Source organism: Rhizobium sp. N731, assembly GCF_001664145.1.
GTDB classification, from domain to species: Bacteria; Pseudomonadota; Alphaproteobacteria; order Rhizobiales; family Rhizobiaceae; genus Rhizobium; species Rhizobium esperanzae.
Genome location: NZ_CP013605.1, coordinates 1 through 14846, shown reverse-complemented (window position 1 = coordinate 14846; position 14846 = coordinate 1). Strand labels below are relative to the sequence as shown.

The window sequence follows — 14846 nt, the reverse complement described above, 5'->3', positions numbered from 1 at the left end:
TCTTCTCAGAAAAGGCGGACAGCCTCGAAAAGCGCAGTGAGCCCGATGCCGCCACCAATGCCGATCATGGCGAGGCCGGTGGCGGCGGGCCTCCGGCCATCCCCGCGGATGAGCTGGCTGTAGAGCCGGGTGACCAGGATCGCGCCGGAGGCGCCGAAGGGATGGCCGAGCGCCATGGCGCCGCCCTCCTTGTTGACCGCGTCGGCTGATATATCCAGCTGATCGAGCGACGCCAGAACCTGCGCCGCGAAAGCCTCATTGAATTCGATGGCGTCGATCTTCGAGAGCAAGAGGTGGGGCTGGCGCTGCAGAAGCTTATCCGTCGAGGCGACCGGGCCGATGCCGAGGAGGTTGGGATCAACGCCGGCGGCGGCGCTGTCGATGAAAGCGAGGCCTTTTTCGATGCCGAGGCTTCTGGCCATGTCGCGGCTCATGACGAGCACCAGGCAGGCGCCGTCATTCACAGGGCAAGCATTGCCTGCTGTCACGGAGCCATTGACGAGGAAGACCGGCTTCAGGTTTGCGAGGGCCTCAAGCGAGGTAGTCGGGCGCGGACATTCGTCCCGCTCCACCAAGCCGCCGGCGGTGGCGATCTCGACGATCTCCGGCCGGAAGAGGCCGGCCTCGGCCGTCTTGACGGCCAGCCTGTGGCTACGCAGGGCGAATTCATCCTGCCGCTGGCGCGAGATGCCGAATTGACGAGCGACATTTTCGGCGGCGACGCCCATCTCGGGATCGCCGATCGTTTCGGGGGAGAAGCGCGCGCGTCCGTAAAAGCGCGGCAGGGCGCAATTGGCTTTCGGCCTTTCGACGCGCCATGGGGCGGTGCTGACGCTTTCGACGCCGCCGGCGAGGAAACAGGCACCCGCCTTCGCCTGAATCAGCCGGGCGGCCAGGATGATCGCTTCTAGGCCGGAACCGCATTGCCGATCGATGGCGACACCGGGGACGGCCATCGGCAGGCCGGCGTTGAGCGCCGCCAGCCGGCCGATATTGCCGCCGCCGCCGGCGGCATTGCCGACCAGCACGTCGTCGATGGCATCGGGCGCAACGCCCGTTTCCGCGACGATCCGGCGAATGATCGGGGCAAGCAGATCTTCGGCCGCAACCGTCGAAAGCGAGCCGAAGGCCCGGCCGATCGGCGTGCGGTAGGCGGCGACCACGACCGGCTGCCAATCCTCGTCAGGCTGATAGGCGTAGGACAAGACCATCTCCCGAAATCACCGATGCCTCCACCTGCCCGCGCGCGATCTTGCCGCTGCTCGTCATCGGCCAGGAGCCGATATGGTGGAACTGCCTGGGGATCTTGAACCTTGCAAGCCTGCCTGCGCAATGCTCGGCGAGCATTTTCGCATCCGTCGTCTCGCCCGAGACGACGGCGACGATTCTTTGGCCGTAATAGGCGTCCGGCAGCCCGAAGACGACGGCATCTTCGACGCCGGGGCAGGTTTTCAGCGCACTCTCGACCTCGGCGGGATAGACGTTGTTGCCGCCCGTGATCATCATGCCGCCTGCCCGGCCGATCACCCGCAGCATGCCGTTTTCATCGATCTCGCCGAGATCGCCGACCGTCGCGCCAACCGGGGTAACGCGGAACGCCTGACCGTCGTCGCCCCAGAGATAGCCGTTCGCAATCAGGTCGCTGTTGACGAAGATGGTGCCGGGCACATCGGCGCCGACGTCGTTTTCCTCAGGGTCGCGGATGGAGATTTCGACGCCGGGATAGGCCTGCCCGACTCGGTCGATCGGAAAATCCGTCGCGCCGCCGGCAAGCGTCGAGACGGTCATGAAGCCGATCTCAGAGGCGCCGTAATATTCCCGGATGCGCGCCTTCGGAAAAAGGCGGCGCATGGATTCGACCTCGCTGAGGTTCAGCTTGGAGCCGGCGGTCAGCACGTCGCGTAAGGACTCCATCGGCTCGCCCGCCCATGCCCGGGCGATGCCTGCTACATGGGTGGGCACGGCGACCAGCCGTTCGATCCCGGAAGACAGAATCTGCGCGACCGCTCCGGCATCCCATTTCCCCACCGAATGGAAGGTCGCTCCGGCATCGAGCGCCTCGACGAGTGCATAAAGCGCGAGCCCATGCGCGAGCGCTCCCGGGCACAGCGTCGAGGGTGCGTCCTGGAGTTCGAAAACGAGACGCCCCCGCTCAAGGCTCCGGCGCCACTGCTCGCACGAGCGGTAATAGGCCTTCGGCTCGGCTGTCGTGCCCGAGGTAAAACCGATCAGGAAGATGCCGTCGGCATCGGCCGGAAGGCGGTCTCCCGTCGCAGCGAGGCCAAAGGGCTCCGCGCCGGCGACGATCACAGGAATACCGAGACTGCGGCCGATCTCGGCGCTCGGGCTCGCGGCATCGTCGACGACGAGCAGGTCAGGCGCCAGCCGCTCGACGATGCGCTCGATCCTTTCGGCCGGCATCATCGGATCGATGACAGCGCAGGCATTCGCCAGCGCGGTGGCGGCGACGAAATATTCGGCAAAGCCGATGTGATTGCCGAGGCTGACCGCCACAAGCTTCTCGACGCCGGGCAGATCGAATGAACGGTGGTTCGAGCGCGGAAGCGCTTGGATAAACCGGTAGATCGCGCCGGCGCGGCTATAGAGTTCGCCATAGCTCAGCGATCGGCCGTCGATCACGACCGCCGGCTTTTCCGGTCTCTCCGTGGCGTGTCGAAACAGCTCTCTATGGATCGGCATGGTCAGCCCCGCGACAAGGCGGCCCTGGTCGCCTCCGGGATCGGCGTCGGGCGGCTGTCGGAGAGGCCGACGCAGACCCAGACGAGGCCGGCCGAGGCGCAATGGGCGCCGTCGCGCTGGCGATAGAGCTCGATCGTAAAGGAAAGGCTCGACCGTCCGATCTTCTCGACCTTGACCTTCGCCTCGACGATATCGTCGACATCGATCGGGCTGTGAAAGGTGATCTCCGCCTTCTTCACATGATAAGCCACACCCGAGGTGGTGTGGCGGAAGTGGCTGAGGATCTCCCGGTGGCGCAGGAACTCGACGACCGCATCCTCGCAATAATCGAGATAAACCGAGTTGTGGACATGACCATAAATGTCGATGTCTCGCATCGAGACCCGGAACGATGCTAAAGGTCTGTCGTCAACGCTCATTCGATCACCGAAATTTCGACGGCGTGTTCTAACCGACTGTGTGGGGGATGCAAATGCAATATCAGGCGGTCGTGCGAAAATTCGGGCCGGCCGAGGAGGTCGTCGGGATCGAACAGGCCGAACTGGCGCCGCTGCGGCGCGACCAGGTTCGCGTCCGCCTGCTGGCGCGCTCGATCAATCCCTCCGATATCATCACCATCTCAGGCGCCTATAAGGGCCGCACGACCTTGCCCTTCATCCCCGGCTTCGAAGCCTTCGGGGTGGTCGAGGCGTGCGGCGAGGAAGTGCACGGACTTGTGCCGGGAGCGCGCGTGCTGCCGGTGCGCAGCGCCGGCGGGTGGCAGGAATTCAAGGATACCGATCCGAGCTGGTGCCTTCGCGTACCCGATGCGCTTTCCGACTTCGAGGCCGCGACCAGCTACGTCAACCCGATGACTGGCTGGCTGATGCTGCATAAGAAGATCGGGCTGAGACCCGGCATGCGCATCGCCATTAACGCCGCCGCCTCTTCGATCGGATCGATCCTGATCGGCATGGCGAATGCGGTTGGCGTGGAACCGATCGCAATCGTCCGTAGCGAAGAATCTCTCGCGCGTCTGCGTGGCCGGCCCGAGGCCATCATCGTCGACAGAGCGGACGGCGATCTCGTCACCGGCCTGGCCGACCGGCATGGGCTCGACGCAGTGCTCGACTGCGTCGGCGGCGCGCGCGCTTCGGTTCTCGCCGATGCGTTGAGACCCGGCGGGCATTTCCTGCATTATGGTCTGCTTTCGGGTGAGAGCATCCCGCCGTCGTTCTGGGCCTCCCATCCCGACATTGTCTTTTCGTTCTGCCACCTCAGGGAGTGGGTCCATTCCGAGGCGATGGGCGACGTTCAGCGCGCGTATTCCGAGGTCGCGGCGCAGATCGCCTCCACGGCGATCGCGACCGAGGTGCGGGAGGTGTTTCCCTTGGAAAAGATCGGCGAGGCGCTGCGCTCCGCCCTGCCTTTCCGCACGGGTGGCAAGGTGTTGCTGGCGTGACAACAGGGCGTGCCGCACCTGGCAGTTTAAACTGATACCGCTGAGCAGATGCCGGCATAGCTTCATTGGCTTTCCGGTCTGCCGCGCCCGACTGTTACTCCCCCTTGCGATTTAATGACTCAGCCCCGTCCGTCAGGAGACGTCCTGGATGTCGAAGCGAGCAATCTTGCCTTCCCGGAAGCGGAAGACATGTCCGACCATCTTGTCCTGAAGAAGCGTGCCCTGGAGATCGCGGACCAGTTGGTGAACGTCAGCGACGATCGCGCCGTCAGCACTCCGGTGAAAGCCCGCCGGTTCAACGTGGGGATTGATCAGCGCCCACTGGCGGGTCCAATAGGCGCGAACCGCTTCGTGCCCGTGGACGTGACCGCCCTCCATCCCGTTGGCCCAGGCGACGTCCTCGGCAAGCAAGGTCAACACGCCATCAATATCCCGTGCATTGAAGCGGTCGTAAATGCGTTTCAAGTCTTCGATATCATCGTCCATGGTGCTCTCTACCCGACGACGAAGCCGGCGGCAGCGACAACTGCGCCGCACACCAGTCCCAGACGGCATCGACGGCCTTTCGCGGCGATGACGAGCGTTTGCGTACGAGGAAGTAATCGGGTCCGATGGTCGCCGTCGCATCCGTCGCCCGCACCAGCCGCCCTGCTTCGAGATCGGCCATGACGAAGGCCCGACAGGCGAGGACCACGCCCTGGCCGGCAAGCGCGGCGTCGAGCGCCAGTGTCGTATGGTTGAAGGCCGCTCCGGGCAGCATCTCGCGTGTGCGCAGGAATACCGGCCAGTGATCGTGCGAGTCATGCAGAAGCGGCAGTTTGCGAAGTTCTTCGACGCTTAACGGCAAGGTCAGGCCCTTGACCAGATGCGGGCTTGCGACCGCGACCAGCTCCTGGCGAAACAGCATCTGCGCCTGCAGGTTTGCCGGAAAAGGCGGGCGGGTGAGGCGCACCGCGATATCCACCTGGTCGCGGTCGAAATCGGCGAGCGCCTCGGTCGCGACCGTCCTCAGATCGATGTCGGGAAGAGCGGCAGAGAGCTCGGCGAGCCGCGGGATCAACAGCCTGGTAGCGACCGTGGGGGTGGCGCTGATCGTCACCGTCTCCGGCCGGTCCAGAAGCCGCCCGGTCGCTTCGGCAAGCGTATCGAAGGCGCGGCTCAAGTCCGCCAGATAGGCCGTGCCGTAGGGCGTCAGCGCAAGGCCGCGGGCAAGGCGTTGAAACAGTCTGAGGCCGAGCTGGTCTTCCAGCGCCCGAACCTGCTGCGCGACCGCTCCTTGCGTGACGCCCAGCTCTTCGGCGGCGGCGCGGAAATTCAGCCTGCGTCCCGAGGCCTCGAAGGCGCGCAGGGCATTCAGAGGCGGCAGCATGCGGCGGGATTGGGTCATCGGCATATCCAGTAGATTTTCTACAGTCTGGCAGCTTTCTTTCTCGCGCGAAAGTCCCGCCGGCATCTGTCATAATGCTGTGCAAAATCAGCTATCGGAGGTTCTCAGTGTCTGAAGGAAAAGTCGCTCTCATCACCGCCGGCGGGTCCGGCATGGGCGCTGCAGCCGCAAGGAGGCTTGCAGCCGACGGCTATCGCGTCGCCGTTCTCTCCTCCTCCGGCAAGGGAGAGGCGCTGGCCGACGAACTCGGCGGCGTCGGCGTCACCGGCTCGAACCAGTCGAACGACGACCTGAAGCGACTCGTCGCTCTGGCGATGGAAAGATGGGGCCGGATCGATGCGCTGGTCAATTCCGCCGGTCACGGTCCGCGCGCGCCAATCCTCGAAATTTCGGATGAGGACTGGCACAAGGGCATGGAGGTCTATTTCCTGAGCGCCGTGCGGCCGACCCGGCTGGTGACGCCGATCATGGAAGCGCAGGGCGGCGGCGCGATCGTCAACATTTCGACGGCATGGGCCTTCGAGCCTTCGCCGATGTTCCCGACGTCAGCGGTCGCCCGTGCGGGCCTGGCGAGCTTCACCAAGATCTTCGCCGACAGCTACGCGCCCAAGAACATCCGCATGAACAACGTCCTGCCCGGCTGGATCGACAGCCTGCCCGCCGCCGACGAGCGGCGCGACAGCGTTCCAATGGGCCGTTATGGCACGAGCGAGGAAATCGCCGCCACCATCGCCTTCCTCCTATCGGAGGGTGCGGGCTACATCACCGGCCAGAACATCCGCGTCGACGGCGGCATCGCCCGTTCCGTCTGAGCGAGGCCCGCCGGTGGATCTCACTGACATCGACGCCTCGGCATGGGCGGAACTCGAAACGGCTGAGGCAGGTCCACAGTCGGGTTTCCGCTATGTGAACCTCTGCTCGGTCGACGTCGAAGATAGGCCGCAGGCACGCATGGTGGTATTGCGGGGGGCGGACAGAGCGACGCGCAGCCTTGAATTTCATACCGATACGCGTAGCCCGAAATGGCTGGAGCTTTCGGTAAATCCTCAAGTTACGGTGCTCGGCTTCTGCCCGCAGGCCCGGCTGCAGCTTCGGCTTCAAGGCACGGTCGAACGCCATGGCCCCGGAAGCGAAAGCGCCGGGGCAGCTTGGGAAAAGCTGCCCAACCGGACGCGGATGACTTATACCGGCGGGCCGCCGGGAGATGAATGCGCCTTCGAAACCATGGGCGAATTGCCGGAGCCTCGCGACGAAGCGGAGGGGAAGGCGCGTTTTGGCGTCCTGAGTTTTCGCGCCCGGACGCTGGACTGGTTTCAATTGCGCCAGCAGGACAACCGAAGAGCCCTGTTCAGCTATGACGAAATCGGCGCCCTCTCCAATTCGCGATGGGCCAATCCGTGAGCCAGACATGACGGTGCGAATCGTTGTTAAGTGCATGACATGAATAGGCTGGCAGACTATTCTCGGCGGCGAGAGGCCGTCAAAGCCGCTCGCAATCGTCTTGGGTCCACCGGGTTTACGGAGACCGCCTCGCTGCCGCCGATCGCCGCCGAGCTGCTCGGCCGGCAATCGCCTACAGCGAACAGGCATAGGGAGCTCGGCGGATGGATGGGCGAGCGGGATCGGGAGTAGCATCCGTGCGGCAGTGGCGGGCGGTCAAGCGACCGGCCCGAGGAGATGCGATGATGAAGCTGAGACCGTTTTTCCTGACGTTCGCGATGCTGGCATTCGGTTTCGCATGGCCGGTTTGCGACACCTTCGCTGCAGCGCGGCCCATTTTCTGGAGCGCTTTGCGTCCGGCCGATCAGGCCAAGGCGACAGTGCCGCTGTCGGGCAAGGCGGTCAGCGCTCCGCAGGGCGAAACACTTGCCTGGCATGATGAGAGACATCCGGTCGACTTGACGGGCTTCGTCCTGCCGATCGACCAGGACGGCGACCTTGTCTACGAATTCATGCTGGTGCCCTGGGCTGGAGCCTGCAGCCACATGCCCTCCCCTCCACCGAACCAGCTGGTGCGTGTCGTTCCGCAGGAACCTTTGCATCTCGAGAGAATGTACGAGACCGTCACCGTGACGGGCGCGCTGCGGCCCGGCCTGGACCAGGCGCAGTTCTTCATGATCGACGGTGTGCGCGTCCTTGCCTACGGCTACAGCATGAGCCATGCCCAGGTGGCGAAGGCGACGGCGACTGATGATCCCGATCTGCTGACGCTCTCGCCTTTCGGTATTGTACCTCGTTAGTGGAAAGGCTTCTTGCAGAAGCGTCGCGCGTGTCGCGTATATACAGGGCGGATTTCCCAGCCGTCGGTTGCGAGCGCGAGGATGCGCTGGCAGCCGGGGAGATCCGCGCCGCATTGGCGGCCAAGGGTCCAAGAGAGCTTCAGCGGCGTTTCGGCGTGTTCTTCGAGACTCCGCTTTCGGACTTCAGGATAAAGTGGATACGGTGCCGTGTGGCACCCACACGGCACGCCCTGTCCACATCCTCCCGCAGTCAGCTTATGCGGAAGGAGTGCGCTCTGCCTCCCGCTCAAGCTAAATGTCGAAGGAGCTCGGCAGGATCACCATGTCGCGGATCGTCACGTTGCGTGGTCGGGTCAGCATGAAGAGCACGGCTTCGGCGACGTCTCGCGGTTCGATCAACGCGCCCGCCTCTTTTGCCTTGCGCAGGTTTTCCTCCGGCCAGTCTTTCAGCAGCGCGCTGCTGACTGGGCCTGGCGAGACGGATCCGACGCGGATTCCATTTTTCAGGAGCTGCCGCCGCATGGTCTGGACGAAGCAATGCATCGCCCATTTCGAAGGCGAATAGACCGGCTCCCATGGAACCGCGGCTTGGCCCGCCACCGAACTGGTCACTATGATGTCTCCCGTCCCTCTCTCGATCATGTGGGGCATGACCGTGCGGACGTTCTTGATGACCACGTTCACGTTCAGATTGAGCATGCGGTCGATCGCATCGAGGTTGGCATCCACCAGATCTCCGCCGATATAGGTGCCGGCATTGGCGTGGAAGATGTCGAGCTGACCGACCTTGGCGAGAATGCCGTCAAGCAGGCCGGCGCAATCCTCGGGTTTGAGAAGGTCGAGCGGCAGCGCGATCGCCCTTTCTCCAGCCGGCCGCAGGCCGCGTCCAGCGCCGCCTCGTCCCGGTCTATCATCACGACGGTACCGCCCGCCGCGATGATCGCTTCTGTCGACGCCAATCCAATGCCCGAGGCAGCTCCGGTAATGGCCGCGACTTTGCCTTGCAAACCGTTCATGTCCACTCCTCCAAATGTATCCATTACCTATCGCATGTGAGGTCGGTCGTGGCTAGAAGTCTGCGATGCTGCATCGACGGCCTGAACGATCGGGAGCTGGCGCCGGGAAACTTCGGTGCTGGAGAGAATGGCGGAGGCCAACCCCGCACTCCTCACCAGTCACTCGTAAACTGGTTAATTGAGGTGGTGCCCGCGCCGCACCAACAGGTGCGGGAGGATCGGAAGCTTCGACGGTCGTCGCCACCCCGAGGAATCGCAAAAAGACCGGGCGCGGCCGAAGCCGCGCCCGGGCAAAATTGGCGGAACCGATCAGACGAGGTCGAAGCGGTCGGCGTTCATGACCTTGTTCCAGGCGGCGACGAAGTCCTTGACGAACATCTGCTTGGCGTCGGCCTGGCCGTAGACTTCGGCGAAGGCGCGCAGCTGCGAGTGCGAGCCGAAGATCAGGTCGACGCGGGTGCCGGTCCATTTGGCGGCACCCGTCTTGCGGTCGCGGCCCTCATAGACGCCTTCCTTTCCGGCGGCCGGAACCCACTGCGTCGCCATGTCGAGCAGGTTGACAAAGAAGTCGTTCGTCAGCGTTTCTGGACGCGAGGTGAACACGCCATGCTCGGGGTTGCCGGCCTTCAGCACGCGCAGGCCGCCGACGAGGACGGTCATCTCGGGTCCGGTCAGCGTCAAGAGCTGGGCGCGGTCGACGAGCGCTTCTTCCGGCTTCATGAACTGCAGGCGCTTGCCGTTCACATAGTTGCGGAAGCCGTCGATGCGCGGCTCGAGCGGGGCGAAGGAATGCGCGTCGGTCTGGGCTTCGGACGCGTCCATGCGGCCCGGCGTGAAGGGCACGCTGACGGCGTTGCCGCCGGCTGCCGCCGCCTTCTCGACACCGGCGGCACCGGCGAGAACGATCAGGTCGGCGAGCGAGATCTTCTTAGCCCCCGTCTGGGCGGCGTTGAAGTCCTTCTGGATGCCTTCGAGAACGCCGAGCACCTTGGCGAGCTGGGCCGGCTGGTTGGCCTCCCAATCCTTCTGCGGAGCAAGGCGGATGCGCGCGCCATTGGCGCCGCCGCGCTTGTCGGAGCCGCGGAAGGTCGAGGCCGAGGCCCAGGCGGTCGAGACCAGTTCCTGCACGGTGAGGCCGGTTGCCAGAACCTTTGCCTTGAGTTCGGCAATGTCCTTGTCGTCGACGAGGGGATGGTCGACGGCCGGGATTACGTCCTGCCAGATCAGGTCTTCTGCCGGAACTTCAGGGCCGAGGTAACGCACCTTCGGTCCCATGTCGCGGTGGGTCAGCTTGAACCAGGCGCGCGCGAAAGCGTCGACGAACTGATCCGGATTCTCCAGGAAGCGGCGTGAGATTTTTTCGTAGATCGGATCGAAGCGAAGCGAAAGATCCGTGGTCAGCATCGTCGGGACATGCTTCTTCCCCGGCTCATAGGCATCCGGAATTGAGGCTTCGGCGTTCTTGGCCCGCCACTGATGCGCCCCGGCCGGGCTCTTCGTCAGCTCCCACTCGTAAGCAAAAAGGTTTTCGAAGAAGTAGTTGCTCCACTTGGTCGGCGTCTGCGACCAGGTAACCTCGAGGCCGGCGGTAATGGCGTCCTTGCCGACGCCCGTGCCGAAAGAGCTCTTCCACCCGAGGCCCTGGTCCTCGATCGCGCCGCCTTCCGGCTCGGCGCCGATGAAGGACGGATCGCCGGCGCCATGCGTCTTGCCGAAGGTATGACCGCCGGCGATCAGTGCCACGGTTTCCTCGTCGTTCATCGCCATGCGGGCGAAGGTTTCGCGAATGTCGCGCGCTGCAGCGACCGGGTCAGGATTGCCGTTCGGGCCTTCGGGATTGACGTAGATGAGGCCCATCTGCACGGCGCCAAGCGGTTCGGCCAGCTGGCGTTCGCCGCTATAGCGCTCGTCGCCGAGCCAGGTGCCTTCAGGACCCCAGTAGAGCTCTTCCGGCTCCCAGACGTCGGCGCGGCCGCCGGCGAAGCCGAAGGTCTTGAAGCCCATCGATTCGAGCGCGACGTTGCCGGTGAGAATCAGAAGGTCGGCCCAGGAGATGCGGTTGCCGTATTTCTGCTTGACCGGCCAGAGCAGACGGCGGGCCTTATCAAGGTTGGCATTGTCCGGCCAGCTGTTCAGCGGCGCGAAACGCTGCTGACCCTGCCCGGCGCCGCCGCGCCCGTCGGTGATGCGATAGGTGCCGGCGCTGTGCCAGGCCATGCGGATGAAGAGGCCGCCGTAATGACCGAAGTCGGCCGGCCACCAGTCCTGCGAATCCGTCATCAGCGCGTGAAGATCCTTCTTCAGCGCGTCGAGATCGAGCTTCTTGAACTCTTCGGCATAATCGAAGTCCTTGCCGAGCGGATCGGCGCGGCCGGAATTGTGATGAAGAATCTGCACGTTCAGCTGGTTCGGCCACCAGTCACGGTTGGCTCGGCCGCGCGGCGTATTGCCATGGGCCACAGGACATTTGCCTGCGGTGTCAGTGGGGTTGTCCATGATCGTCTCCTTCATTGTGTGATCTGTCTGCGGTTCAAAAAGATGAGCCGAGCTAGCGCCCCACTCTCTCCCTTGCAGTCTTCATATCGGAACCGTTTAATAAATTTAAGTTGGATTTACTGATTGCTGCGATAAGCTGGGCTTATGAAAAATCTTACCCTGAAACAGCTGCGGTATTTTGAAGCTTTGGCAAGAGACGGCCGATTTCGCCGTGCCGCCGATGCCTGCGCCATCTCCCAGCCGGCGCTCTCCATGCAGATCAAAGAACTTGAGCAGGAGTTGGGCAGTGAGCTCTTCGAGCGCAGCGCCCGCGAGGTGAAGCTCACTCCCTTCGGCCAGACCTTTGCGCTGCGCGTTCGCGACATCCTGCGCGCCGTCGACGAGCTCGGCGAGTTTGCCCGCGCCTCGCGCGACAGTTTCCTCACGCGTCTGCGCATCGGCATCATCCCGACGATTGCGCCCTATCTGCTGCCTACTGTTATAAACGATCTTAACAAAAGCTTCGCCGGAATTCAGATCGAGGTGCGCGAAACGCAGACGGGCAAGCTGGTTCATGAACTGGCGCAGGGCCAGCTCGATATGGCGATCGTCGCGCTGCCGGTGTCTGAACCTTCGCTGACCGAACTCGAGCTGTTCAGGGAAGAGTTCGTGCTGGTCCGGCGCCACGAGGACGGCGACAAGCCAGTGCCCGAGCGCGAGGCGCTGCGCGAAATGCGGCTGCTGCTGCTCGAAGAGGGGCACTGCTTCCGCGACCAGGCTCTGTCATTCTGCAAAGTCGGGCCTGCCCGCCCGCGGGAAATCATGGAAGGCAGTTCGCTCTCCACGCTCGTCCAGATGGTCGGCGCCGGCATCGGCGTCACCCTGATCCCGGAAATGGCCGTTCCCGTCGAAACGCGCTCGGCCCACGTCTCGATCTCCCGTTTTCCGTCGCCGCAGCCGTCGCGAACCATCGGCATGGTGTGGCGCAATTCCACGCCGATGGCCAAGCAGTTGCAGGAGGTTGGCGAGGCGGTGCGCCGGTCGGCGGAGACGATGCGCGAGCAGTATGGCGGCGGGTGACGGACTTGGCTGTCCCCGTTGGCGCCCCGAGACCTTCCCTTGCTGGAAAGGGTTGAGGAGCGATAAGCGGCCAGAGCCTTCGTCTTACGGCCGTCGCTTGAACGTATGGTCGGCTGCCGGGAACTTTCGCGAGCGCACGTCCTCTGCATAGGCGGCGACGGCATCCGCGACCCTCTTGCCGAGTTCGTCGTAACGCTTGACGAAACGCGGCGTGAAATCGTTGAAGAGCCCCAGAATATCGTCAGAGACTAGGACTTGGCCGTCGCAAGCGGCAGAGGCGCCGATGCCGATGGTCGGTATGTGCATGGCTGCAGTCACCTCGCGCGCGAGCGGTTCCACGGTGCCCTCAATGACGACGGCGAAGGCTCCCGAGCCGCCGATGGCATGGGCGTCGCGCCGGATTTTCGACGTCTCGTGTTCTGAGTGCCCGACGGAACGATAGCCGCCAGCGGTTTGAACCTGCTGCGGCATCAGCCCGATGTGCCCCATGACCGGGATCCCGCGCTTCGTCAGAAAGGCAATCGTCTCGGCCATCTCCTCGCCGCCTTCCAGCTTGACGGCGTCGCAGCCGGTTTCCTGCAGGATGCGCACGGCGTTTCGGAAGGCAACCTCTTTCGATTCCTGGTAACTGCCGAACGGCATGTCGACGACGACACAGGCCTTCGCGACTCCGCGCATCACGGCCTTGCCGTGGGCGATCATCATATCGAGTGTGACGCCGATGGTGGTCTCCATGCCATAGAGGACCATGCCGAGCGAGTCCCCGACCAGCAGCAGGTCGCAATGCTCATCGAGCAGCCGCGCCATCGGCGTGGTGTAGGCGGTCAGGCAGACAATCGGTTTGCCGCCCTTCATGGCTGAGATGCGGGGCGGCGTCAGGCGCTTCTGCGATCCGATGGCGCTCATTTCGTCACTCCCTTTCCCGACTGGTTTCGCCCGCCGATAGTTCTGTTGTCGCCGATCACCCGGTTATCGAGAAGGCGCGTCGAGCCGACCCGGACAAAGAGCGCCACGACGACCGACCCGCCGATTGAGGTGACCGGCTCAAGGGTCGCGGCATCCCTGACGGCGACGACCTCGGGCTTCGCCAGAGGCTCGCGTCCGAGAAATTCCGTGAGCTTGGCTTCCAATGTCTTGGCATCCGTTAGACCATCGCCAATCAGACGTTCCGCCTCGTCGAGTGTCTGCGGGACGATCACCGCCGCGCGCCGCTCCTCCGGACTGAGATAGACATTGCGCGACGACAATGCCAGGCCGTCTGCATCCCGGACGGTCGGCACCGATATCACCCGCACCGGCACGGCGAGATCCTCCACCATGCGCTTAATGATGACGACCTGCTGGTAGTCCTTTTGGCCGAAATAGGCTGTCTGCGGCTGCACGATGTTGAATAGCTTGGAGACGACGGTGGCAACGCCGGCGAAATGCCCCGGGCGAACCGCGCCTTCTAGCTCGCGGCCGAGATCGGGAACGTCGACGACGGTTTTCATGGGGCGCCGATACATGTCCTCGACGCCGGGGGCGAAGAGGAAATTGACGCCGGCCTGTTTGAGCATGGCGGCATCCCGTTCCAGATCGCGCGGGTATTTGCTGAGGTCTTCGGCCGGGCCGAACTGCAACGGGTTGACGAAAATAGAGACGACGACGATGTCGTTTTCGGCCCGAGCGCGCGCGACGAGCTCCATATGACCGGCATGAAGATACCCCATCGTCGGCACGAGGCCGACATTGCGCCCCTGGCGTTTGAGCGCATCGAGCGTGTGGCGCAGCTCATCGATGCTCGAGAAAACCCGCATATATCCTCCCCCGCGGCCGGCACTGATCTTGGGCGCGGATAAGAAGTGTAATCGATGCTGGAGGTCAATGCATAATCGGCGATAAAATTGATTGAATAGAGAATGGCCGGCCGAGAAAAGCGGGCCTATATCCGCGGGACACGGCGTCTCGTCGCAGGCTTGCAGCGGGGCTAGCAATATGCAGGCCGCACCGCTATTGCCCCTATCCGTCAAGATACCATCATAGTCGGCCGTTATGGAGGATGCATGGACAAACCCTGGAAGATCAGCCGCGGGCCGATTGCGGCGACCGAGCTCGATGTGGAGAAGGCAAACGCGATCAACGGCATGTTGATCCGGCCGGTCGGCGTGCTTCCGACCAAGCCCGGCGATCCCGTTCTTCCCTTCGCCGTCGGCCTCTTCAACGAGCTGCGTCCGCTCTTGAAGCCCGAGGCCGGTGTAACGACGCTCCGGCGCGCGACCGCTGCCTTTGTCCATTGCCGGCGCTATTATTTCGCCAGCGCCCAGCCCGATTCCATGCGCCACAACATCGACGGCGAACCGGTCGAACCCTTGTCGGCCGAAGACCGGCTGGTCGCGCAGAAGCGCTTCCTGAGCCTCAAACAGAGCGCCAAGGTCGAGGCGCCCGAGCCGGCGCCGGTTCCCACGCCCGTGCTCAGCAAGAACGAACAGATCCGCGCCGCTCTTCTGCGCGGCAGAAAGAGCACCTGA

14 protein-coding genes and 2 pseudogenes are annotated in these 14846 nt (G+C 63.7%); 7 read left to right on the top strand and 9 right to left on the bottom strand.

What is annotated here, in order from left to right:
* Positions 1 to 5 precede the first annotated feature (5 nt).
* Genes AMK02_RS25310 through AMK02_RS25300 form a run of 3 tightly spaced genes read right to left on the bottom strand, consistent with a single transcriptional unit; the run spans position 6 to position 3119 of the window.
* Entirely contained in the window at positions 6 to 1205 is a 1200-nt protein-coding gene (locus AMK02_RS25310) for a thiolase family protein (RefSeq protein ID WP_064807248.1), read from the bottom strand.
* Complete coding sequence (locus AMK02_RS25305) at positions 1183 to 2700, bottom strand: class I adenylate-forming enzyme family protein (protein ID WP_064807246.1); 1518 nt, start codon at positions 2698 to 2700, stop codon at positions 1183 to 1185. The genes AMK02_RS25310 and AMK02_RS25305 overlap by 23 nt, the downstream gene beginning before the upstream one ends.
* Positions 2701 to 2702: 2 nt before the next feature.
* Entirely contained in the window at positions 2703 to 3119 is a 417-nt protein-coding gene (locus AMK02_RS25300) for an acyl-CoA thioesterase (protein WP_064807244.1), read from the bottom strand.
* Positions 3120 to 3172: 53 nt separating this feature from the next.
* Between AMK02_RS25300 and AMK02_RS25295 the strand changes: the two genes are divergently transcribed.
* Positions 3173 to 4141 carry a zinc-dependent alcohol dehydrogenase family protein gene (locus tag AMK02_RS25295; RefSeq protein ID WP_064807932.1) on the top strand — a complete coding sequence of 323 codons (969 nt, stop codon included), beginning with the start codon at positions 3173 to 3175 and terminating at the stop codon, positions 4139 to 4141.
* Positions 4142 to 4273: 132 nt separating this feature from the next.
* On the opposite strand, the gene AMK02_RS25290 is transcribed toward AMK02_RS25295, so the two are convergent.
* Together AMK02_RS25290 and AMK02_RS25285 are read right to left on the bottom strand one after the other, a co-directional pair.
* Entirely contained in the window at positions 4274 to 4627 is a 354-nt protein-coding gene (locus AMK02_RS25290; RefSeq protein WP_064807242.1) for a nuclear transport factor 2 family protein, read from the bottom strand.
* Entirely contained in the window at positions 4617 to 5528 is a 912-nt protein-coding gene (locus tag AMK02_RS25285; RefSeq protein ID WP_064807931.1) for a LysR substrate-binding domain-containing protein, read from the bottom strand. Before AMK02_RS25285 ends, AMK02_RS25290 begins: the two co-directional genes overlap by 11 nt.
* Positions 5529 to 5635: 107 nt before the next feature.
* Between AMK02_RS25285 and AMK02_RS25280 the strand changes: the two genes are divergently transcribed.
* The 4 genes and pseudogenes from AMK02_RS25280 to AMK02_RS32640 all read left to right on the top strand — a co-directional run.
* On the top strand, positions 5636 to 6340 hold the full coding sequence (locus tag AMK02_RS25280) for an SDR family oxidoreductase (protein ID WP_064807241.1): 705 nt from the start codon (positions 5636 to 5638) through the stop codon (positions 6338 to 6340).
* A gap of 13 nt (positions 6341 to 6353) precedes the next feature.
* Entirely contained in the window at positions 6354 to 6929 is a 576-nt protein-coding gene (locus tag AMK02_RS25275; RefSeq protein WP_064807239.1) for a pyridoxamine 5'-phosphate oxidase family protein, read from the top strand.
* A 281-nt stretch (positions 6930 to 7210) separates the two neighbouring features.
* The gene (locus AMK02_RS25270) at positions 7211 to 7768 is read left to right on the top strand and encodes a DUF3299 domain-containing protein (RefSeq protein WP_064807238.1); all 558 of its coding nucleotides are present in this window, start codon (positions 7211 to 7213) and stop codon (positions 7766 to 7768) included.
* A gap of 35 nt (positions 7769 to 7803) precedes the next feature.
* Positions 7804 to 7896 (top strand): annotated as a pseudogene (locus tag AMK02_RS32640) (type II toxin-antitoxin system VapC family toxin); the annotation flags it as partial.
* A gap of 163 nt (positions 7897 to 8059) precedes the next feature.
* On the opposite strand, the pseudogene AMK02_RS25265 reads toward AMK02_RS32640, so the two are convergent.
* Both AMK02_RS25265 and katG read right to left on the bottom strand, forming a co-directional pair.
* A pseudogene (locus AMK02_RS25265) lies at positions 8060 to 8784 on the bottom strand (SDR family oxidoreductase).
* A gap of 309 nt (positions 8785 to 9093) precedes the next feature.
* Positions 9094 to 11280 (bottom strand): catalase/peroxidase HPI, encoded by a 2187-nt coding sequence (gene katG / locus AMK02_RS25260; protein ID WP_064807929.1) that lies wholly within the window; start codon positions 11278 to 11280, stop codon positions 9094 to 9096.
* 144 nt (positions 11281 to 11424) lie between these two features.
* On the opposite strand from katG, the gene AMK02_RS25255 reads away from it, so the two are divergent.
* Complete coding sequence (locus AMK02_RS25255; RefSeq protein WP_064807236.1) at positions 11425 to 12339, top strand: hydrogen peroxide-inducible genes activator; 915 nt, start codon at positions 11425 to 11427, stop codon at positions 12337 to 12339.
* 84 nt (positions 12340 to 12423) lie between these two features.
* Here the strand turns inward: AMK02_RS25255 and panB are convergent, their stop codons facing one another.
* Both panB and panC read right to left on the bottom strand, forming a co-directional pair.
* The gene (panB, locus tag AMK02_RS25250) at positions 12424 to 13245 is read right to left on the bottom strand and encodes a 3-methyl-2-oxobutanoate hydroxymethyltransferase (RefSeq protein WP_064807234.1); all 822 of its coding nucleotides are present in this window, start codon (positions 13243 to 13245) and stop codon (positions 12424 to 12426) included.
* Entirely contained in the window at positions 13242 to 14135 is an 894-nt protein-coding gene (panC, locus tag AMK02_RS25245) for a pantoate--beta-alanine ligase (RefSeq protein WP_064807233.1), read from the bottom strand. The genes panB and panC overlap by 4 nt, the downstream gene beginning before the upstream one ends.
* Before the next feature lie 246 nt (positions 14136 to 14381).
* Here panC and AMK02_RS25240 point away from each other — a divergent pair, with 246 nt between their 5' ends.
* Positions 14382 to 14846, top strand: coding sequence for a ProQ/FINO family protein (locus tag AMK02_RS25240; RefSeq protein ID WP_064807231.1), 465 nt, complete (start codon positions 14382 to 14384; stop codon positions 14844 to 14846).

Coding starts and splice junctions, on each gene's coding strand:
- AMK02_RS25270 (WP_064807238.1), top strand. CDS start 7,211: ATGATGAAGCTGAGACCGTTTTTCCTGACGTTCGCGATGCTGGCATTC.
- panC (WP_064807233.1), bottom strand. CDS start 14,135: ATGCGGGTTTTCTCGAGCATCGATGAGCTGCGCCACACGCTCGATGCG.
- AMK02_RS25285 (WP_064807931.1), bottom strand. CDS start 5,528: ATGACCCAATCCCGCCGCATGCTGCCGCCTCTGAATGCCCTGCGCGCC.
- AMK02_RS25305 (WP_064807246.1), bottom strand. CDS start 2,700: ATGCCGATCCATAGAGAGCTGTTTCGACACGCCACGGAGAGACCGGAA.
- AMK02_RS25240 (WP_064807231.1), top strand. CDS start 14,382: ATGGACAAACCCTGGAAGATCAGCCGCGGGCCGATTGCGGCGACCGAG.
- AMK02_RS25290 (WP_064807242.1), bottom strand. CDS start 4,627: ATGGACGATGATATCGAAGACTTGAAACGCATTTACGACCGCTTCAAT.
- AMK02_RS25300 (WP_064807244.1), bottom strand. CDS start 3,119: ATGAGCGTTGACGACAGACCTTTAGCATCGTTCCGGGTCTCGATGCGA.
- AMK02_RS25295 (WP_064807932.1), top strand. CDS start 3,173: ATGCAATATCAGGCGGTCGTGCGAAAATTCGGGCCGGCCGAGGAGGTC.
- AMK02_RS25255 (WP_064807236.1), top strand. CDS start 11,425: ATGAAAAATCTTACCCTGAAACAGCTGCGGTATTTTGAAGCTTTGGCA.
- katG (WP_064807929.1), bottom strand. CDS start 11,280: ATGGACAACCCCACTGACACCGCAGGCAAATGTCCTGTGGCCCATGGC.
- panB (WP_064807234.1), bottom strand. CDS start 13,245: ATGAGCGCCATCGGATCGCAGAAGCGCCTGACGCCGCCCCGCATCTCA.